We start from the raw sequence: 19,637 nt of genomic DNA, 5'->3' as shown, positions 1-19,637 counted from the left end.
GAGTTTCCCGACCAACCAGGTAGGTCATGCCGATGGACTTCGATTGGACGATGGCGCTGGGTTCGTTCCTCGTCGCCATCATCGTCGGGCTGACCGGCATGGGCGGCGGCGCCCTGATGACGCCGATGCTCGTGACGTTCTTCGGGGTCAGCCCGCTCGCCGCCGTCTCCAGCGACCTGGTGGCCGCCGCGGTGATGAAACCCGTCGGCAGCGCGGTGCACTACCGCCAGGGCACCATCGACATGCGGCTGGTCGGCTGGCTGTGCGTGGGCTCGGTACCGGCGGCGTTCTCCGGCGTCCTGCTCGCGCGGGCGCTCGGCCACGGCGGCGAGGTCGAGGAGATCATCAGCAAGGCCATGGGCGTCGCCCTCATGATCGCCGCCGCCGGGCTCGTCTTCCGCGGCTACCTGTCCCGCCGAGCGGGCGGCACCCCCGACGCCCCCAGCAGCCCCGGCACCACCGGTGACGACGGCCGCGCGACCGATAAGGGCGGCCGCGGGAAGGACGGCCGGACGGCGCCGAGGGTCAAGGTGCGCCCGGTGCCGACCGTGGTGGTGGGCGCGATCGGCGGGCTCGTCGTCGGCGTCACCTCGGTCGGCTCCGGCTCGCTCATCATCGTCGCGCTGCTGGCCCTCTACCCGGCGCTGAAGGCCAACCAGCTCGTCGGCACCGACCTGCTCCAGGCCGTCCCGCTGGTGTTCGCGGCCGCAATCGGCCACCTGCTGTTCGGCGACTTCCGGATGGAGGTCACGACCGCGCTGCTCGTCGGTTCCGTCCCCGGCGTCTACCTCGGCTCGCGGATCTCCTCGCGCGCACCCGGCGGGATCATCCGCCGCATCCTGACGATCGTCCTGGTCGCGTCCTCCCTGAAGATGTTCGGCCTCGGCGCCGTGCCGCTGGCCTGGACGATGACCGCCCTCATCGCCGTCTCCGCCGCCGTATGGCTCGTCCTGCGCCACCGCACCGCCCGGGCCCTCCGCGCCTCGGCGGACACGGTGAAGGTGTCACCGGACGAACTCGTCCGCTAGGGCGCCTCCCTCGTAGCCGGGGCCGGCCACGTGCACGGCGGGGCTGAGCACCGGAAATGGGCGGAAACAGAACAGAAGCCCCGCAGGCACCAGTACGGTGGTCGCCTACCGTTCGCCTGAACACCCCCCGCCCTGAGCATGAAGGACCGTCATCCGTGATGCCGCACTCCATCCGGCGCGTCCAGGTCGGGCGAGTCCGCCGCCTGACGTTCGCCGTTCCGGCCGCCTGCGTGACGCTGCTCGCCGCCCCCGGGCTTCCGGCGGCGCGGGCCGACGCCACCGCGGCCCTGCCCGCGCCGCTGGGCGCCCCCGGCGCCCTCGCCGCGGCGCCTGACGGCATCGAGCTCGAGGACGTGGTGACGAGGCTCACCGAGAACGGCGGGCTCTACGTCGCCCCCGGCGTCCAGGACCTCAGCGACGGCCAGCTCGACCGGCTGCGCGGCCCGCTGGAGCGCGCCCGCCTCCCGGTGTACATCGCGATCTTCCCGGCCGGGACGCTCCCCGACCGGGCCACCGCCTACAACCGGCTGATCATGGACATCTACAAGGCGGTGAAGCGCAAGGGCACCTACGCCGTCGTGGTCGGCCGGACGGTCCGGGCCTACTCGTGGAGCTTCGCGCCGAGCACGACCGCGAAGGCGTGGGCGGGCGCGCGGCGGAACGGCGGCGGCAGCCTGATCAACCAGCTCTCGCTGTTCGCGTACAACGCGGGCACCGCGGCGCCCGGCAAGCCGGGTCCGGGGCCGGAGGTCGGCACGGAGCGCGCCGTCGCCACGCCCCCGCCGCCGCCCGACAAGAAGGCCGCGACCGACCCCGGTGCCGCCCCGGAGGAGGACGGCACCCCCCTCGGGCTGATCGCCGGTGGCGCCGCGGCCGTGGCCGTGGCGGCCGCGGGCGCGGTGTTCCTGCTCCGCCGCAAGCGGCGGCCGGCGGCCGCCGCGGCGGGCGGGCCCGCGCACCGCGCGACCGGCGCACCGGGCGGTCCCCCCAGCGCACCGGGACGTGGCACCCCCGGCGGCCCCGGCGCCGCCTCACAGGCACCTCAGGCACCGCACGCACCGGGCACCGGCACTGTTCCGCCGCCGGGCACTGTTCCGCCGCCAGGCGCCGTCCCACCGCCCGGAACGCAGCGGCCCGGTGGACCTCCGACCGGCGGGCCCGGGAGCGGAGGGCCCGGGAGCGGCGGCGATCGGCCGCAGGGCCGCTGATGGCCGGTCTCATCGCGGTCTGCGCGCTGGGCCTGGTCCTGTCGTTCGCCGTCGGGTACGTCTGGACGAGCCGTCCCCCGGGCAGCGGCACGACGGCGGCCGTGCGGCTGCGCACCGCCCGCGAGCAGCTCGACCGGACGCTCGGCCCGGCCGGCTCCTTCGTCGTCTTCCTCGGCGCGGGAACGTTCCTGGTGACCGCGGTGTGCCTGCCGCTCGGCGAGCTGAGCCAGCGGCTCCTCAAGGCCCACGACGTCCCGATGTTCGACCTCGTGCAGCGCACCATGCGGCCCGGCGCGTGGACGGACGCGATGGAGTTCCTCACCCAGTCGGGGAACGTGTGGCAGACCCGGTACGCCGGGCTGGCCGGGGCGGTCGTCCTCACGCTCGTCGCCGTCCGGACGCGCCGCCGCCCGTGGGTGCCGGCGCTGCTGATCGGCACCATCATCCTGGTGGAGCGGTTCCAGCAGAGCGCGCTCGCCGCGCTGGTCGACCGGGGCCACCCGCCGACGACGCTCGGGACCTACCCGTCGGGCGGGTGCGCCCGGCTGATCTCGATCTACGGCGTGATCGTGCTGATCGCGCTGTCCTACCTGCGGGCGGGTCCGCGGGCGCGCGCCGTCGTGTGGGGCGCGTTCGCCGCGTTCGCGTTCTGGGAGGGGTACACGCGCTGGTACCTCAGCAAGCACTGGGTCACCGACGTGTACGGCGGCTGGATCTACGGCTACCTGCTGCTGGCCGTGGCCGTGTTCGCGGGCCGGTCGCTGCTCGCCGAGCCCGGGGAGCGGGAGCCGTCCGCGGACAGTGGCGCGGACGGCGGGCACGAGCCGGTCAGGGCGGCGTCAGGCGGTTGAAGTCCGGCATCTTCGCGATCTGCCGGAACGCCTCCGCAGAGCCGCCCGTGGCGTTCCACCTCGTGTCCCCCACGGGCGTCTTCGGCGACTCGAAATAGAGCAGCCCCTTCAGCCGGGGGTAGTTCGGAAGCTGGCGCGGGACGGACGCGAAGAACCGCCGGCTGAACTCCGGGTCGTCCTTGCGGTTCACGGTGCCCCACTCGGCGAGCATCAGCGGCTTCTTCGGGAACCGCTTCGACGCCCACGCGTAGAACCCGGGCCATGCCGGAAAGTCCGGGCGCCTCTTGTCGACCAGCGTCGCGAAGTCGTCCACCCATTTGTCCGCGTACAGGTCGGCGGCGACCCAGTCGATCACGTCGTCGCCCGGATAGAGGTCGTTGAACCACGGCTGCGCGCCCCAGTTCGGCACCCCCATGTACGCCATCACGGTCACCGCGTTGCCGGCGCCGCCGTCCCGCAGCCGCTTGATCACGTGCCGGACCATGGCGGCGTAGTCGCGGGCGGTGAATCCCGACCCGGGCGACGGGCGGACCTCCTCCTCGGGCTCATGGTGGACGGCGAGGAAGAACCGGTGCGGGAAGGCGTCGCGGATGCGGCGGGCGACGTCGTCGATGTGCCGGTCGACCTCCGGGTCCCCGGCGGCGACCTGCGCCCACGTCCGCCCCATCTCAGGCTTCCAGTTGAGGAACAGCAGCCGGGGCCGGCCGCCGTCGCGCGCCATCGCGATCTCGCGGTCGGTCGGGAAGAGCTCCCCGTCCCGGTGGTACAGGTGGACGGCGTCGGCGGGACGGCGGGTCCTGTCCTCGAAGTCGGCGAGGGCCTTCTCCGTCGACTTGCTCGTGAAGACGCCGGGCGCGACGCCCCACCACCGGCCGCACTCCGGGACCAGCCGGTCGGAGACCGCGCAGCCGGGGCCCTTCTCGGAGCCCCCCGCGATATGGACGCCGATCACGACGCCCACCGCCAGCGCGACGGCGCTCGCCGCCGCGGCGAGCGCCCAGCGCACCTTCCTCGTCATCGCAATCAAGAAACAGACTCCAGTCACACGTAAAGGCCAGGCGCCCACCGTATTCGGGCGGGCGCCTGGCCCAAGTACACCGCCGAGCCGCGGGTCGGCCGGCGAAACCGGTCAGCCGACGAACAGGCCGCGACCCCGCCAGTCCGCCGTGCCGATCACGGTCGGGCTTCCGCTCGGCACGCCGTCGGCGAACGTCACCGCGTTCAGCTTGCCGTCGGCCGCGACGTAGTAGAGCTTGCCGCCCGAGACGAACATCCCCTGGACGTTCGACCAGCCGGAGGCCACCGCGACCTTCTCCTCGCCGAGGATTCCGCTCTCCGGCGTGAAGGCGCGGTAGAACAGCGACGAGGCGCCGGCCCTGGTGTAGTACATCCGGCCGCTGTCGTAGAACATCCCGGTCGTCAGGCCGCCCGCCAGCGAGCTGTAGAAGTCGGTCGGGCTGCCCTTCCAGGCCGGCTCGTCGGCGTCCCACTCCGCGTCCGCGTAGGGGTTGACGAGCTCCTCGGCGCCGACGGCCGTGCCGTTGAACGTGCGCTTGTACAGCGCGCCGTTGGACTTGGCGTACCAGAGGACGCCGTCGATCAGCATCGTGCCGCGCACGTCCGACCAGTCCATGCCGCCCGCGACCGTCTCGGTGACGTCGGGGCCGACCGTCGTGCCGCTGACCGTGCGTGAGACCAGCTTGTTGGGCTGCAGGACCGACCCCGGCGCGGCGATGTACACCTTGCCGGGCAGCTGCTTGGTCACGTCCTCCGGCAGCGTCGCGCCGCCCGCGAACGGGAAGTAGCCGATCTTGCCGCGGAACTTCTGCGACGACGGCGGCAGGAAGAAGTTGGTGTCGCTGCCCACCCACAGGCCGTCGCCGGTCACCAGCAGCGACCACGCGCCGTCGCCGCGCGGGTCGCGGCCGGGGTTCCAGGAGAACGGGATGCCGTTGCGCGGGTCGAGGGCGGCCACTCCCGGCCGGGTCACCGCGCCCGCGCGGGCCCTGTCACGGCCGGACGGGTTGTTGGACCAGCGGGGGTGCCCCCCGACGAACACGGCCGATCCGGAGATGGCGACCGAGTCGAGCGTGTCGCCGCCCGTCCAGTTCACCCACACCGGCTTCACGTCCGAGCCGGTGGCGGCGTTGTCCCAGCGGGTCGCGCTGTCGCAGAGCTGGGTGGTGCCGAACGGGCCGCCGGTCGAGACGACCGCCACGTACTTGCCGTCCGGCGACATCGCCATGTCGCGCACGTAGCTGTCGAAAACGGTGTTGCACGCGGTGGCGAACCCGTCGGTCTTCCATCCTGTGTCGAGCGCGTCGGAGGAGGCGCCGAGGTTCAGCCGGGCGAACTGCCGCCGCTCCACGCCGCCGACCGTGCGGAAGTTCCCGATCGCGTACAGCTTCGTCCCGTCCGGGGTGGCGGCGATCCGGCGGACGCGGGAGACGCCGCCGTTGTGCACCCCGATGAACGGGACCGTGCCGAACTTGGTCGACAGCGCGCCCGTCGTCGGGCTGAGCGCCGCGAAGCCCTTGCGGCTCGCGCCCGCGACCGAGGTGAACTGCCCGGCGACGTACAGGCGCCCCTGCGCCTGCTGGATGTCGAAGACGGCGCCGCCCTGGACTCCCGGCGTCTTCCAGGTGCCGTTGGCGGTCTCCTTGCCGGTGCTCACGTCGAGCCGGGCGAGCTTCGGCCGGGCGCTGCCGTTGACCGTGTTGAACCTGCCGCCGACGAGCACCGACTTGCCGTCCGCCCCGGGCGCGAGCGCCTCGACGGCGTCGTCGAGCTGCGGCTTGAAGGCGGTGTCGAGACGCTTGGTCGTCGCGTTGATCGCCAGCAGGTGCGTCACGGCGTACGTCGTTTCACCCTGCTTGACGGACCTGAACTTCCCGCCGACGATGATCTTGTCGCCGACCTGGGTCATCGCGTAGACCACGCCGGCCCAGCCGCCCTGGTTCGGTTCGATGTTCGGCGTTCCGCCGTACGGCGTCTCGACGGGCATCTTCCCGGCGGCTAGCGCGGCACTGGCGACGACCGGGACCTGGCGGTCCTCGGCGAACTGCGGGGCGGCCACGAGGCCGATCCCAGCCAATGCCGTCACCGCAACCGCGGTATCACGGCGCAGACGCGACACTTATGCCTCCTCGGCGGGGAATCATCGGAAAGAAGAAGTAGTGACCAATGCGCCCATCGTGTCGCAGGTACATACTCATGAGGCGAGAGTTACCCGACTGATACCTATGGGGGGAGCCTGCGGTAGCATAGCGGCGGCCAGGCCCGGCCGCCAGGCGCATCCCGGCAACCGGACGGCACGGCGCCGACCACCGCCGACCTGGCGATGGCGGCCCGGCGGCGCCGGGCGAGACGGGAAGCCGCGCGACGGCCGACCCGCGACGGGGTGATCACGGAAGGTGACGGACGCGGAGCCATGGTGCCGGTCCCTCCGCGCCGGTGATGTCCTCCATCACGCCGATTGTCGGAAGCAGGCCCGCCGAATCGATATAGTGACCGCGACGCCACGCCCCCCACCTCATTCTGCGACCAGCCCCATCGGCCCGGCAGTTCGCGCGGCGGCGGGGCGGTGACCGTGAAGGGGACTGAAGTGTCGTCTAGACCAGCACCCTCCAAAGAGTTCGTCGACTACACAGGGTTGATTCGGCGGCGCTGGGGGATCGTTCTGTGCTTCGCCGTGCTCGTCCTCGCGGGCGTCGGCGCGTACACGTTCACGCTGGCCAAGACCTACACCGCCGAGGCGCAGGTGCTCGTGGCGCCGACCGGGTTCGACGACTCCGCCCCCGAGGCCTCCAAGACCAAGTCGGACGTCAACCTCGACACCGAGGCCCAGGTCGCCAAGTCGCTCGAGGTCGCCAAGGAGGCCAAGCGGCTGCTCAAGTACGGCGACGACGAGAACCACCTGCTGGCGCACGTCGCCGTCTCGGTCCCGCCGAACTCGGGCGTCCTGACCATCGCCTTCACCGATGACACTCCCCGCGCCGCCGCGAACGGCGCGAACCTCTTCGCGCAGGCGTACCTCAACCAGCGCACGGCGTCCGCGCAGGCGAACCTGCAGCGCCAGATGGACGTCATCAGCAAGAAGATCCAGGAGCTCAGCGAGGAGAACAAGGTCCTGCTGGACCGGATCCCGCGCTACTCCGGCGCCGCCCGCACCTACGCGCGCAGCCAGCAGGCGATCATCAGCCGCCAGATCACCGAGCTGACCGGGCGCCTGGGCTCCCTCAGCACCAGCAGCATCAACCCCGGCCGCATCATCAGCAACGCCTCCACGCCCACGCGGCCCAGCGGCCCGAACGTTCCGCTGTACCTCACCGGCGGGCTCATGGCCGGGCTGCTGGTCGGCCTCGGCGCCGGCGCCGTCCGCGACCGCCTCGACACCCGCCTGCGCAGCGCGGCCGACGTGGAGCGGATGCTCGACATGCCCGTCCTGCTGGAACTGCACCCGGCGGGCAAGGGCGACCGGCTCGGGCTGCTGCCCGCCCGCAGCCGCAACGGGCAGGAAGTGCACGAGCTGAGCCACCAGCTCAACGCCGTCCTCGGCCACGGCAACCATGTGATCCTCGTGACGAGCGCCACCGACGGCCCGGGAGCGGGCCTGTCGGCCGCGAACCTGGCCGCGGCGCTCGCCCGCACCCAGTCCCGGGTGGCGCTCGTCTGCGCCGACCTGCACTCCCGGGAGTCGGCGCGGCTGACGGAGGCCCCGGCGAGCGTCGGGCTCGCCGAGGTCCTGCTCGGCAAGCGCTCGCTCCGGAACGCGATGGTCCGCTCGCCCGTGCAGAAGAGGCTGTGGGTCGTCCCCCCGGGCATCGACACCGAACTCGCCTACGAGCTGCTCCAGACGCGGCAGATGGTCCACGTCGTCGACCAGCTCCGCGCCAACACCGACTACGTCGTGATCGACGCGCCGTCCACCAGCAGCAGCGCCGACGCGCAGGCCATCGCCGAGGCCGCCGACACCGCGCTGGTCGTCGTGGAGGTCCCGGACGTCAGGCGCAAGGACGTCGAGGAGTCGGTGCGCGCGCTCGACCGGATGAGCGTCGCGGTGCTCGGCACCCTCGTCGTCCCGGCCCAGCCGCACTCCACCGCCCGCCCGCAGCCGCGCCGCGCCCCGCGCCCGGCGCCCGGCGCGGCCTCGTCCGCCGCGGGCTCGCCCGGTGGGCCCTCCTCCGGCGCGGCCGCATCCGGCCCGAACGCGATCGGCGGCGTGGACCTCGAAGCCTTCGGGGACGGTCCCGCCGACCGCACCCTCGTCGACCCGCCCGGTGACCGTGCCGTCGCCGGGCCACGGCGGGGCACGCTCGCCAAGCCCGCCGGCGACGGGGACGCCGAGCACCGCGCGCCGGCCAACGGCAGCGAGCCGGACACCACGTCGGTGATACCGCGCTTCAGCAGCGGGCACGCGGACTCGGACGACGAGTCCGGCCGGCCCTGAGCCGTCCGACGCGATCCGAGCCGATGCCGTCCCCCCCGAGTACGTCCGCGAGCCCAGCGCCGGAGACCGCGCCCGGCGGTCCGGCGCCGCCGTCGCGGAGCGACGAGCCGCTTCCGGCCCGCCTGCGCGACCTGCCGCGCTCGGCGTGGCCGCTGGTCGCGCTGCTCGTCGGCTACCCCGTGTGGTGGATCGTCGGCCTCGGCGTGTTCAGCTTCGTCATCTGCGCGGTGCCGATGGCTCTCGTCCTGCTCAACCGCCGCCCGATGCGGGTCCCGCCCGGCTTCGGGCTGTGGGTGCTGTTCCTGGTCTGGTACCTGGTCAGCCTCAGCATGCTCGGCGAGAACCCGCCCGGCGCCTACGGCGAGTTCGGCCTCGGGCGGATCGTCTCGGTCCTGGTGCGCCTCGCCATCTACCTCGCGTCCGCGGTCATCGTGCTGTACGTCGGCAACCTCAGCGAACGGGAGCTGCCGCGCCTGCTGCTCCTGCGGATGCTCGGGGCGCTGTTCGTCACCACCACGTTCGGCGGGCTGCTCGGCGTCGTGGCCCCGAACTTCCACGTCACCCCGCTGTTCGGGATGCTGCTGCCCGGACGGGTGCGCGCCGACGCGTTCGTGCAGAACATCATCAATCCGACCGCGGCGCAGATCCACTGGGTCGGCGCGGTCAAGGCGGTCCGCCCGGAGGGCCCCTTCGAATGGGCCAACACCTGGGGGAACAACTACTCGATCCTGCTGATCTGGTTCGTCCTCGGGTGGTGGGTGTACGCGTCCCGCAAGCGCCGGATGGTGGGCGTGGGGATCTTCGCGGTGTCCCTGATCCCGGTGGTCTACGGGCTGAACCGCGGGCTGTGGCTCGGCATCGGGGTCAGCGCCCTCTACGTCCTCGTCCGGCTGGCGCTGCGCGGCCGGGCCATGGCGCTCGGCGTGGGGGCCGTCGCGCTGGTGCTCGGCGCCACCGCGTTCGTGATGTCGCCGCTGTACGCCCAGGTCGAGACCAGGCTCGACAACCCGCAGAGCAACAGCATCCGCGCCTACACCCGCGCCAAGACGATCGAGGCGACGTTCACCTCGCCCATCATCGGCTACGGCAACACGCGGTACGCCGTCGGCAGCGACAAGACGGTCGTCACCGGCAAGACGCAGGCGTGCCCGGAGTGCAAGCACCCGCCGCTCGGCTCCGACGGCCAGCTGTGGCTGCTGCTGATCTCGCAGGGCTTCGTGGGAGCGGGCCTGTACGTCCTGTTCTTCCTGAACGCGATCCGGCGGTACTGGCGGGACATCTCCCCGATCGCGACGGGCGGCGTCCTGACGATGCTGCTCGTGCTCTACTACATGACGATCTATGACGGCCTCTACACGCCGATGCCGCTCTACCTGCTGTCCTTCGCGGTGATGTGGCGCAACGGCATGGACCTGAGCCCGCCGCGCGTGGAGCCGGTCGCCGTGCGGGCCAAGCGGGCGCGCGACAAGGCGCTCATCGCCGCCCGGACACGGCGGCTGCTGGAGTCGAAGACGCGCCGGGCCGCGCTGTACCCGCGAATGAACGGCAGGCCCATCAGGATTCGGGAGGGACAACGTGAGCGACACGGCGGACCGGCTGGCGGCCCTGAGTGAGACGACCCGGCTGCTGTGGCCCGAACCCGCACGCGTCGCCTTCGGCTCCGGCGGCCGCCTCCTCGCCCCCGGCGCCCGCCGGCCCAGGATCCTGCTGCCCGCCGACCGCGCGGCCGCCGTCGCGGCGCTGCGCGCCTACGGCCGGGTCGAGTCGCGCGCCGCGCGGCTGGTGACGGCCGGGCTGATCTGGTCGCTGCGCGGCGGGCTCGGGCGGGCGGTGCTGCGGCAGGGCGTGCGCGTGGACGTCCCTGACGGGGCCGAGACCGTGGAGACGTACCTGAGCGAGGCCCTGGGGCGTCCGGTGTGCGCCGCGTTGTACGCGCGGCCCGCAGGGCGCGCCAACGACAAGCCGGTCCTGCAGGCGCTCTCCCCCGGCGCGAGCGGGCCTCCGGTCGCGTTCGTCAAGGTGGGGGTGAACGAGCTGACCGGGCGGCTCGTCCGGGCCGAGGCCGCGGCGCTGGAGCGGCTGCCTCGCGCGGCGGGCGCCGTGGTGCGCGCGCCGGAGGTGCTGCACTTCGGGTCGTGGCGAGGGCTGGACGTCCTGGCGCTGACCCCGCTGCCGACGTGGGAGCCGGGACGTCCGGTCGCGCCGGACACGTTCTCCGCCGCCCTGCGCGAGATCGCCGGGGCGGCCGGGACGCAGCGCATCCGCCTGGCGGGCTCGCCATACTGGAGCGTTCTCAACGACCGCGTCGCCGCGCTGCCGGGCGAGGCGGCGGACCGGCTGCGCGCGGCGCTCGCGGCGATCGGCGAACACCACGGCGACGCCGAGATCGTCTTCGGCTCCTGGCACGGCGACTTCACGCCCTGGAACACCGCGGGCTCGGACGGCGGCCTGCTGGTGTGGGACTGGGAGCGGTTCGCCGCCGACGTACCCGTCGGCTTCGACGCGCTGCACCACCGCCTCCAGCGGGCGGTCTCCGACCCGGCGGCCGACCCGGCGCGGGCGGCGGCGGAGTGCGTGCGCGACGCGGCCGGCACCCTGGCCCCGTTCGGCGCCGAGCCCCCGCACGCCCCGCACGCCCCGCTCGTCGCACGGCTGTACCTCGCCGAACTCGCGGCGCGCTATCTCGCGGACCGGCAGGCCGAGGCGGGCGCCCGGCTCGGCGACGTCGGCGCGTGGCTTCTCCCCGCCCTCACCGAGGGCATGCACGAAACGAAGGAAACGAATGGCTGACAAGCACCAGGCAGCGCGTCCCCCCGGGCACAAGCGGCTCGCCCAGGCCACCGCCGTCACCGCGGGCAAGGTCACCCACCGCGCCCGCATGCTGCCCGGATTCCTCATCGTCGGCGGGCAGCGCTGCGGCACGACGTCGATGTACCGGACGCTCAGCCAGCACCCGGCGCTGCTCAAGGCCCTGTGGCACAAGGGCGTCCACTACTTCGACACCGGCTACGGCAAGGGCCCCGCCTGGTACCAGGGGCATTTCCCGCTGCGGACGACGGCCGCGCGCGTCGAGCGCCGGCACGGGGTGAAGCCGCTGGCGTTCGAGTCGTCGCCGTACTACGGGTTCCACCCGCTGGCGGGGGCGCGGATCGCCGCCGACCTGCCGGAGGTGAAGCTGCTGATGCTCGTGCGCGACCCGGTGGAGCGCGCGTACTCGGCGCACTCCCACGAGCTGGGGCGCGGCTTCGAGACCGAGCCGTTCGAGCGGGCGGTCGAGCTGGAGGAGGAGCGGCTGGCGGGCGAGGCGGAGCGCCTCGCGGCCGACCCGTCCGCGACGAGCCACGCCCTCCAGCACAACGCCTACCTCGCGCGGAGCCGGTACATCGAGCAGATCGAGCGGCTGGAGAAGCTCGTCGGCCGCGACCGCCTCCTCGTCGTGGACAGCCACGAGTTCTTCACCGAGCCGGAGACCGTGTACAAGGGCGTCCTGGACTTCCTCGGCGTCCCGCCGCTCGGCTCCCCGGTGTTCGAGCGGCACAACGCCCGCAGCCGCTCGCCGCTGCCGGACGAGCTGCGCGCGCGCCTCGACGAGCACTTCCGCCCGTACGACGAGCGGCTGGCGGGGTGGCTCGGCCGCACCCCGTCCTGGCGCCGGTGAGCGCGCCCACGACCGGCGCGGACGGTTCCCGCGGCCCGGAAGCGGCCCCGGGCTCGGGCTCGGGAGCGGGGGCGGGATCGAAGGGGTCCGATGTCGGCTCGCTCGCCCGCGGCGGCGCGCTGAACATCGCGGGCGCGGCGATCTCGGCGCTCGCCCAGCTTGTCGTCGTGGCCGTCATCACCAACGCGTTCTCCCAGGACGAGGCGGGCATCCTCTTCGCCGCGACCTCGGCGTTCCTGCTGGTCGGCGCGGTCTGCGAGCTCGGGACGCAGACGAGCCTGGTGTACTTCATCGCCCGGTTCCGCTCGCTCGGCCGCACCGAGTGGATCGGTCCGCTCGTCCGGCTGGCGCTGCGGCCGATGGTGCTGTTCTCCGCGGTGCTCGGCGTCGCGCTCTTCGCGGCGGCGCCGTGGGTGGCCGAGGCGATGGTCCACGGCGACTCCGGCGACGGCGTGACCTACCTGCGGGTGCTGGCGGTGTTCCTGCCGGTGATGAACCTGTCGGCGGGGTCGCTGGCGGCGACGCAGGGGTTCCGGCGGATGCGGCCGGCGGTGCTGATCGAGAACATCGGCCGCCCGCTGGCGCAGCTCGCCGCGGTCGGCGCGGTGGCGGCCGCCGGGGCGTCCGGGCTCATCGCGGTCGCTTGGGTCGGGCCGTACCTGCCCGCGGCGGTGCTGGCCGTCCTCGCGATGGTCGCTATGGTCCGGCGCACCGCACCGGCCGGCGGAGCCGCCCCGGACGTCCCGCCGGACCTCGGCCGCCGGTTCTGGAGCTACGCGCTGCCGCGCGGGCTCGCCGGCATCACCCAGATCATGCTGCAGCGCATGGACATCCTGCTGGTCGCGTCGATGCTCGGCGCGCGCGACGCGGCGATCTACACCGCGGCGTCGCGGCTGCGGGTCGTCGGGCAGCTCGCCAACCAGGCCATCTCGCAGGCGGTCCAGCCGCAGCTCTCCGAGGTGCTCGCGCACGACGACCGCCGCTCGGCCAACACCCTCTACCAGACCGCCACGAGCTGGCTGATGCTGGCCAACTGGCCGCTGTTCCTGCTCGCGGTGCTGTTCGCCGAGCAGCTGCTGCGGCTGTTCGGGCAGGGCTACCACGACGGCGCCCCGGTGATCGTGGTGCTGGCGGTCGCGATGCTGCTCCGCGCGGGGACGGGCATGGTCGAGGTCGTCCTGATGATGGCGGGCAAGACCACCTGGAACCTCGCGAACATCGTGCTCGCGCTCGGCGTGAACGTCTGCGTCAGCGTGCTGCTCATCCCGCACATCGGGATCATGGGGGCGGCGCTCGGCAACGGCGCCGCGCTGCTGGCCCGCAACGTCGTCCCGCTGCTGCAGCTCCGGATGAAACTGGGCCTGCACCCGTTCGGCCGGGGCTCCCTGGCGGCCGCGGCGCTGGCGGGCGTCTGCTTCGGCGCGATCCCGCTGGTCGTGCGGCTGACGGCGGGCGACGGGCTGCCGGAGCTGGCCGCGGCCGCCGCGATCGGCACCGCCGGGTACGTCGCGGGCTGCTACCTCCTGCGCCGCCCGCTGCGCCTGGACGAGGCGGCGCGCTCGATCCTGCGCCGCGGTGGCCGCGGCGGCGGCGGTCACGGTCGCGGCGGTCGCGGCGGCGGTCGCCACCGCCGCTGACCGGCCGGGCCGGGCACCGGCTAGCGGCGGAGACGGTCCAGCGCGCAGCCGGTGAGGAACCGCGCCGCGAACGGGAGGTCGTGCAGGATGTAGCGGCCGAACAGGCGGCGGGGCTCGCCCACCAGCCGGTGCAGCCACTCCAGGCCCGCCCGCTGCATCCACTCCGGGGCACGTTCCATCTCGCCCGCCGCGAACGGGATCGCCGCGCCGCACCCCACGAACCACGCGCCGGGCAGCGCGGGCCGCAGGACGGTGATGAGCCGGTCCTGGCGGGGGAACCCGAGGCCGACGAACACCAGGTCCGGCTTGGCCGCCGCGAGGTCGGCGGCGACCGCGGCGACCTGGCGTTCGTCCCGGTCGAAGCCCATCGGCGGCGCGGACGCCCCCGCGACGCGCAGCCCCGGATACCGCTCGGCGAGGACCTCACCGGCACGTTCCGGGACGCCAGGCGCGCCCCCGCCGAGCAGGTAGATGGACCGGCCGTCGCGCGCCATCGCCTCGCTCAGCGTCCAGATGAGGGACGCCCCGGTGACGCGCGCGGGCAGCGGGCGGCGGGCGAGCCGCGCGCCCCACAGGATCGGCGTCCCGTCGGCGACGACGAGGCCGGCGCCGGTGACGAGCGACCGCGCCTCCGCGTCCCGCCGGGCCTGCCGCACGATGTCGATGTTCGGCGTCACCAGGTGGCCGCCCGCGCCGCGCGCGAGGCCGGCGGCGACATGCTCGACCACCTGCGCCTCGGTCAGCGCGTCGAACGGCACACCGCGCAGCACGATGCGCGACGTGCCGCCCGGCGCCGGGCCCTCGGTTGCGGAACCGGCCGCGGACTCGGTCGTCATATGCCGTGCCCCCGCGAGTGCAGGGTCCGCAGCACCCGCTCGTCGGAGACGAGCCCGGACGCGACCGCCAGCGCGAACGGCACGCGCCGCTCCCGCCAGTTGGCGCGCAGCGCCCGCCGCGACCAGCTCAGCGCCTCCCGGCGGTGGCCGAGCCCCGCGCTCCAGAACGCTATCTGGGCGTAGACGCGGGCCGATCCGACCGGGTCCGCGGCCAGCTCCGGATGGTGCCGCAGCATCCACCGCAGCCCGTCGATCTTGGTGGCGTACTCGCCCGCGAACAGCGACGTCCGGCCCCACAGCACCCGCACCAGCGGACGGTCGACGTTCACGATCGGGTGCCGCCGGGCGGCGCGCAGCGCGAAGTCCCAGTCCTCGTTCTGGCCCGCCGGGATGGTCTCGTCCACCAGCCCGATCCCGTCCGGGCCGGTCAGCGCCGCGCGGCGCGCCAGGTACGTGGACGAGTGCACCATCACCATCCGGGACCGGACGAGGTCGGCGTGCGTCACCTCCGTGGCGCCCGCGAGGCGGGCGTTGCCGCCGCCGCGGAACTCCACGAGGATGCCGCAGCTCGCCAGCACCGCGTCCGGCCGGCCGGTGAGCGCGGCGGTCTGCGCGGCCAGCTTCTCCGGCAGCCATTGGTCGTCGTCGTCGCAGAACGCCACGAGCTCGGTGTCCAGCGCGAGGATGCCGGTGTTGCGCGCCCCCGCCAGGCCCGGTGTGCGGTCGTTGGTGACGACGGTGACGCGGCCGTCCGCGCCGGGCACGTCCGCGAGCGACGGGTCGGGCTCGGCGCGGTCGTACACGACCGCGACCCGCAGCTCGCCCGGATAGTCCTGGGCCAGGACGGCGTCCAGCGCCGCGCGCAGCAGCTCCGGACGGTTGTGCGTGGGGATCACCACGCCGACGGACGGATGCCCGTCCCGCTCCCGCGTCATGCGTCGCCTCCGAGGTAGCTGTAGTGGCGCAGCAGCGGCAGGGTCATGGCGGTGACCCTGCGCTGGTCCGCGGACGGGAGCGCGGTCCGCCACCGGTCGTCGGACCGGACGTCGATGGGCCCGGTGCGGAAGCGCATCGGGTTGCCGGACGCGGTGTGGTTGGCGGTCAGCTCCGCGCAGCCGTCGCCGACGAAGGCCAGCGCCACGTCGTCGGCGGGCAGGCCCGCGAACCGGGCGATGTCGCGCAGCCGGGCGCGCGGATCGGCCACGAAGTCCTCGTAGCGCATCCGCCGCACCCGCACGCCCCGCCGGGCGAGGAGCTGGTAGGCGCCGTTCTCGGCGTTCCAGTGGACGGCGGTGCGCGGCGGCGACCACTGGGTCATGTACTCCTCGCCGCCCGCGTCGGCCTCCGGGCGCCGCACCTGGCGCGTCCACGAGTAGGCCACGCCGCGGCTGTCGCGCACCACGTGCAGGACCCGCAGGTCGAGGCGACCGCTGCGCGCCGCCCAGCGCAGGCAGAACGCGAGCGACGCCTGCTTGCTGGAGTCGATCAGGACGGTCGCGCCGGACTCCGCGGCGACGGCGCGGTACAACCGCAGGTAGTGGTCGACGTACTCGGCGACGAGCGCCGCCCGGTCGGCGGGGAGCCGGTCGCGGGCGAGGGCGGGGATGTAGCGGGTACGGTCCACCGCGGCGCGCAGTTCCGCGAGCCGGTCCAGGTCGAGCACGTCCCAGCCGCCGAACGCCGCCTCCCCGGCGCGCCGCCACACCGGGCACTCGCCGAACGGGACGCCGCAGCCGCACCGCTCCCCCGCGTGGACGCCGCGCTCCCACAGGTGGATGACCTCGCCGAGCGCCATCGCGCCGGGCAGCTCACCGAGCAGGCGCTCGACCAGCGTGGTGCCGCTGCGGCCGAGGCCGCCGAGGTACAGGACGCGGGGCGGTTCCGTCCGGTCGGCGGGCCGGTCCGCGGTCTCGGCCGCGGGCTCAGCGGACATGTCCGCGCTCCGGTGGGGGGACATGCGTCATCGGCTCGACCTCACAGGTTCGGGGTGGTGGGAGCCCATTGTTCCGCACCTCGACGGGCGATGTGACCCGGTTCGGTGTGATGCGTCGGCTTTGCGAAGCGGCACCCGGGGGAGCCGCCCCGCCTAACGGGTGCCGGTGATCATGCCCGCCCCGACGGTGTTGTTGGTGGCCTCGTCGATGAGGATGAACCCGCCGGTGAGCCGGTTGCGGCCGTAGTCGTCGACGAACAGCGGCTGCGTGACCCGGAGGGAGACGCGGCCGATCTCGTTCAGCTCCAGCGCCCCGGCCTGGTCGTCGCGGTGGAGCGTGTTGACGTCCAGGCGGTAGTGCAGGTCCTTCACCAGCGCCCGCGCGGTCCGCGTCGTGTGCTTGATGATCAGCTTGGACCGGGGGGCGAGGGGGCGGTCGGGGGTCATCCAGCACACCATGGCGTCGAGGTCCTGCGCGACCTCGGGCCGGTTGTGCGGGCGCGCGATCATGTCGCCGCGGGAGATGTCGATGTCGTCGGCGAGCCGCAGCGTGACCGACATCGGCGCGTACGCCTCGTCGACCGGCCCGCGCGGCCCGTCGATGTGCGTGATCGTCGTGGTCAGCCCGGACGGCAGGTGCACCACCTCGTCGCCCGGCTTGAGCACGCCGCCCGCGACCTGCCCCGCGTAGCCCCGGTAGTCGTGCAGCTCGGGGTCGGTGGACGCGTGCGGGCGGATCACGTACTGCACCGGGAACCGCACGTCGATCAGGTTCCGGTCGGACGCGATGTGCACGTGCTCCAGGTGGTGCAGCAGCGACGACCCCTCGTACCACGGCATGTTCACGCTCCGCTGGACGACGTTGTCGCCGTGCAGCGCCGAGATCGGGATGAACGTCATGTCCGTCACCTCCAGCTTGGAGGCGAAGGCGGTGAACTCGTCCACGATCCGCTCGTAGACGCCCTGGTCGTACTCGACCAGGTCCATCTTGTTGATCGCCACGACGAGGTGCGGGACCTGCAGCAGCGTGGTCAGGAACGCGTGCCGCCGCGACTGCTCCAGGATGCCCTTGCGGGCGTCCACCAGGATGATCGCCAGGTCGGCGGTCGACGCGCCCGTCACCATGTTGCGCGTGTACTGAACATGGCCCGGCGTGTCGGCGATGATGAACTTGCGGCGCGGCGTCGCGAAGTAGCGGTACGCCACGTCGATCGTGATGCCCTGCTCCCGCTCGGCGCGCAGCCCGTCGGTCAGCAGCGCGAGGTTCGTGTACTCCTCGCCGCGGTCGGCGCTCGTCTTCTCCACCGACTCCAGCTGGTCCTCGAAGATCGACTTGGAGTCGAACAGCAGCCGCCCGATCAGCGTGGACTTGCCGTCGTCGACGCTGCCGGCGGTCGCGAACCGCAGGAGGTCCATGCTCTTTTTCGTGGAAGGGCCCAGCGCGGGCTCGGTTCCGGCCATTAGAAGTAGCCCTCCTTCTTGCGGTCCTCCATCGCGGCCTCGCTGGTGCGGTCATCGGCGCGGGTCTGGCCGCGCTCGGTGATCCGCGTGGCCGCGATCTCCTCGATCACCTCGTCCAGCGTCGCGGCGGACGACTTCACCGCGCCGGTGCAGGACGCGTCGCCGACCGTCCGGTACCGGACGGTCGCCTCGAACTCCGGCTCGTCCTCGCCGCGGTTCGCGAACCCGGTCTCCGCGTCCAGCAGGAGGCCGTCGCGCTCGAACACGCGGCGGGTGTGCGCGAAGTAGATCGGCGGGAGCTCCAGCTCCTCCCGGCGGACATAGTCCCAGATGTCCAGCTCCGTCCAGTTCGACAGCGGGAACACCCGCACATGCTCACCCTGGACGATCTTGGTGTTGAACAGGTTCCACAGCTCCGGGCGCTGGTTCTTCGGGTCCCACTGCCCGAACTCGTCCCGGAACGACACCACCCGCTCCTTCGCGCGCGCCTTCTCCTCGTCGCGGCGCGCCCCGCCGAACGCCGCGTCGAACCGGTGCTCCTCGATGGCGTCCAGCAGCGCCGTCGTCTGCAAACGGTTCCGGGACGCGCGGCGCCCCTTCTCCTCCACCACCCGGCCGCTGTCGATCGCGTCCTGCACGGACGCGACGACCAGCCTGATGCCGAGGTCGGCGACCCTGCGGTCGCGGAATTCGATCACCTCGGGGAAGTTGTGCCCGGTGTCGACGTGCATCACCGGGAACGGGATCGGGGCGGGCCAGAACGCCTTCTGCGCCAGCCGCAGCATCACGATGCTGTCCTTGCCGCCCGAGAACAGCAGCACCGGCCGCTCGAACTCGGCCGCCACCTCCCGGAAGATGTGGATCGACTCGGCCTCAAGGACGTCCAACTGGGACAGCAGATAGTCGCAACGCTGCATGGTCTAGGGCTCTTTTCACGCTGTTGTGGCAGATGCACCGGTGGCCGACGGGACGAGGCCACACCGGATCGAACGCCGGCACGCCGCTGATCAATCCCGCCTTGCCGGAGGCCCTTTCGAGGGTTTCCGCAGGGCGGGACCGGCGTGCGGGTCAGTCGGGCAGGGCGCCGCGCACGTCCCGGATGCCGGTCAGCAGCGTCGGCGCCGACACAGGGTGGCACACCAGGATATCCGGCAACCGGGGGTCCTCCCGGTTGTACTCCAGCGCGGCCCCGTCCACCCGGGACGCGTGGGCGCCCGCGGCGAGCGCCACCGCCGCCGGGGCGGCCGAGTCCCATTCGTACTGGCCGCCGGCGTGCACGTAGGCGTCGACCTCGCCGAGCAGCACCGCGGAGATCTTGGCCCCCGCCGACCCGATCGGCACCAGTTCCACGTCCAGGTCGAGGCTTTCGGCCAGCAACCGGACGAACTCGGGCGGGCGGGTGCGGCTGACGGCGACGCGGAGCTTCCCCGCGTCCGGCGCCGGGGTGTGCAGCGGGACCTCGCGCGGCTGGCTCCTGCGGGCCACGTCCGAGCCGGTCGTCACCGGGTCGGGCTCGCCGGGGTCGACCCGGACGAGGGACGCGCCGCCGGTCGCGTCCGTACGGAGTGTCAGCCCC

General features: G+C 73.3%; 16 protein-coding genes. 8 read left to right on the top strand and 8 right to left on the bottom strand.

Annotated elements, in window-relative coordinates:
• Positions 1-32 precede the first annotated feature (32 nt).
• From ETD83_RS14195 to ETD83_RS14185, 3 genes are all read left to right on the top strand, one after another.
• Positions 33-1,028: a sulfite exporter TauE/SafE family protein gene (locus ETD83_RS14195; protein WP_171064197.1), complete on the top strand. Its 996-nt coding sequence runs from the start codon at positions 33-35 to the stop codon at positions 1,026-1,028.
• A 158-nt stretch (positions 1,029-1,186) separates the two neighbouring features.
• Positions 1,187-2,236, top strand: a complete 1,050-nt coding sequence (locus tag ETD83_RS14190) for a hypothetical protein (protein WP_138645586.1) — start codon at positions 1,187-1,189, stop codon at positions 2,234-2,236.
• A complete protein-coding gene (locus ETD83_RS14185; protein WP_138645585.1) occupies positions 2,236-3,087 on the top strand; it encodes a phosphatase PAP2 family protein in 852 nt (283 codons plus the stop codon). Before ETD83_RS14190 ends, ETD83_RS14185 begins: the two co-directional genes overlap by 1 nt.
• On the opposite strand, the gene ETD83_RS14180 is transcribed toward ETD83_RS14185, so the two are convergent.
• A complete protein-coding gene (locus ETD83_RS14180) occupies positions 3,065-4,105 on the bottom strand; it encodes a glycoside hydrolase family 26 protein (RefSeq protein ID WP_138645584.1) in 1,041 nt (346 codons plus the stop codon). The two genes, ETD83_RS14185 and ETD83_RS14180, sit on opposite strands and share 23 nt — an antisense overlap.
• A 111-nt stretch (positions 4,106-4,216) precedes the next feature.
• Positions 4,217-6,190: a hypothetical protein gene (locus ETD83_RS14175; RefSeq protein WP_138645583.1), complete on the bottom strand. Its 1,974-nt coding sequence runs from the start codon at positions 6,188-6,190 to the stop codon at positions 4,217-4,219.
• Positions 6,191-6,670: 480 nt separating this feature from the next.
• On the opposite strand from ETD83_RS14175, the gene ETD83_RS14170 reads away from it, so the two are divergent.
• The 5 genes from ETD83_RS14170 to ETD83_RS14150 are packed head-to-tail and all read left to right on the top strand — an operon-like array spanning position 6,671 to position 13,831.
• Positions 6,671-8,536 carry a Wzz/FepE/Etk N-terminal domain-containing protein gene (locus ETD83_RS14170; RefSeq protein ID WP_329602787.1) on the top strand — a complete coding sequence of 622 codons (1,866 nt, stop codon included), beginning with the start codon at positions 6,671-6,673 and terminating at the stop codon, positions 8,534-8,536.
• 23 nt (positions 8,537-8,559) lie between these two features.
• Positions 8,560-10,149, top strand: coding sequence for an O-antigen ligase family protein (locus tag ETD83_RS14165; RefSeq protein WP_205717659.1), 1,590 nt, complete (start codon positions 8,560-8,562; stop codon positions 10,147-10,149).
• On the top strand, positions 10,112-11,326 hold the full coding sequence (locus ETD83_RS14160; RefSeq protein ID WP_138645581.1) for a hypothetical protein: 1,215 nt from the start codon (positions 10,112-10,114) through the stop codon (positions 11,324-11,326). The genes ETD83_RS14165 and ETD83_RS14160 overlap by 38 nt, the downstream gene beginning before the upstream one ends.
• On the top strand, positions 11,319-12,194 hold the full coding sequence (locus ETD83_RS14155; protein ID WP_138645580.1) for a sulfotransferase domain-containing protein: 876 nt from the start codon (positions 11,319-11,321) through the stop codon (positions 12,192-12,194). The genes ETD83_RS14160 and ETD83_RS14155 overlap by 8 nt, the downstream gene beginning before the upstream one ends.
• Entirely contained in the window at positions 12,191-13,831 is a 1,641-nt protein-coding gene (locus tag ETD83_RS14150; RefSeq protein ID WP_171064195.1) for an oligosaccharide flippase family protein, read from the top strand. The genes ETD83_RS14155 and ETD83_RS14150 overlap by 4 nt, the downstream gene beginning before the upstream one ends.
• 20 nt (positions 13,832-13,851) lie before the next feature.
• Here the strand turns inward: ETD83_RS14150 and ETD83_RS14145 are convergent, their stop codons facing one another.
• The 6 genes from ETD83_RS14145 to ETD83_RS14120 all read right to left on the bottom strand — a co-directional run.
• Positions 13,852-14,667, bottom strand: coding sequence for a WecB/TagA/CpsF family glycosyltransferase (locus ETD83_RS14145; protein WP_138645578.1), 816 nt, complete (start codon positions 14,665-14,667; stop codon positions 13,852-13,854).
• Entirely contained in the window at positions 14,664-15,602 is a 939-nt protein-coding gene (locus tag ETD83_RS14140) for a glycosyltransferase family 2 protein (RefSeq protein WP_138645577.1), read from the bottom strand. The genes ETD83_RS14145 and ETD83_RS14140 overlap by 4 nt, the downstream gene beginning before the upstream one ends.
• Complete coding sequence (locus ETD83_RS14135; RefSeq protein ID WP_171064194.1) at positions 15,599-16,600, bottom strand: sulfotransferase; 1,002 nt, start codon at positions 16,598-16,600, stop codon at positions 15,599-15,601. The genes ETD83_RS14140 and ETD83_RS14135 overlap by 4 nt, the downstream gene beginning before the upstream one ends.
• Positions 16,601-16,753: 153 nt before the next feature.
• Entirely contained in the window at positions 16,754-18,016 is a 1,263-nt protein-coding gene (locus tag ETD83_RS14130; RefSeq protein ID WP_138645576.1) for a sulfate adenylyltransferase subunit 1, read from the bottom strand.
• A gap of 44 nt (positions 18,017-18,060) precedes the next feature.
• The gene (gene cysD / locus ETD83_RS14125; RefSeq protein WP_138645575.1) at positions 18,061-18,978 is read right to left on the bottom strand and encodes a sulfate adenylyltransferase subunit CysD; all 918 of its coding nucleotides are present in this window, start codon (positions 18,976-18,978) and stop codon (positions 18,061-18,063) included.
• A 151-nt stretch (positions 18,979-19,129) separates the two neighbouring features.
• The coding region (locus ETD83_RS14120) for an inositol monophosphatase family protein (RefSeq protein WP_329602785.1) at positions 19,130-19,637 on the bottom strand (508 nt) is incomplete at its 5' end.

Source organism: Actinomadura soli, assembly GCF_005889715.1.
GTDB classification, from domain to species: domain Bacteria; phylum Actinomycetota; class Actinomycetes; order Streptosporangiales; family Streptosporangiaceae; genus Spirillospora; species Spirillospora soli.
Note: the sequence above shows the minus strand (reverse complement) of the source record. Positions and strands in the feature narration are given on the sequence as shown.